1 protein-coding gene is annotated in these 811 nt (G+C 68.4%); it reads right to left on the reverse strand.

All coding sequences use genetic code 11. The annotated features are described in order from the left end of the window. Window positions 1-126: 126 nt before the first annotated feature. Window positions 127-504 (reverse strand): SHOCT domain-containing protein, encoded by a 378-nt coding sequence (locus PROKR_RS05940; protein ID WP_036960615.1) that lies wholly within the window; start codon window positions 502-504, stop codon window positions 127-129. Window positions 505-811 lie beyond the last annotated feature (307 nt).

Genomic DNA, 811 nt, shown 5'->3' on the forward strand with positions numbered 1-811 from the left:
GCCCCGGCCACCCCGGCCAGCCGCCTGCGGAGCTCTTCGTTCTCTCGCTCCAGGGCGGCCAGCCGGGCGGCCGGGTCCGCCGCGTGGGGCGGGCCGGGCGGTCCGGCGTCGTTCACGGTTCCTGCCTCAGACGAGCGCCTTGGACTTCAACCGCTCGAACTCCGCCGGCGAGATGGTGCCCGCGTCGAGCAGCGCCTTGGCGCTCGCGATCTGGTCGGCCGGCGAGGGACCCGTCGCGACCTCGCGGATGTAGGTCTCGGTCGCCTTCTGCGCCTGCGCCATCCCCTCGGCGTGCCGCTCGGCCATGCCCCGCCCGCGGGCGATGAGGTAGACGAGCGCGGTGAGGACCGGCAGGAAGATGAGGAAGATGATCCACAGCGCCTTCCACCAGCCGGAGAGCTCGTGGTCGCGGAAGAGGTCCGCGATGATCTGGAACAGCACCATCAGGTACGCCACGAAGAAGAAGCTGTAGACCATCAGCCAGAAGAAATCCCAGAAATCCATGACTCGCCCCGTTCTCGACGGCCATCCGATGGTTCGGAACGCACCGGTGGAATGCCCGATCCGTCTTTTCAAAGTAACCGCGAGGACCGGGTTGCGCCCGCGCTGACCGGCGACGTCGGGCCGGGAGGGTACGAAAGGCGAGGGCGGCGACGGACATTCACCCGAATCGGGTGAACCTTTCGCCCTCCGGCCTCGTCGTACGCAGTGACCGCCGAGTGCGGTCGCGTTCATGACTCCGACCTTCTCGAAGGAGAACACCATGATCCGTGCCAAGAAGCGTCTCGCGGCCGCCGCCCTGGCGGCGGCC

It is taken from the genome of Promicromonospora kroppenstedtii DSM 19349, from assembly GCF_000515355.1.
Taxonomy (GTDB): Bacteria; Actinomycetota; Actinomycetes; order Actinomycetales; family Cellulomonadaceae; genus Promicromonospora; species Promicromonospora kroppenstedtii.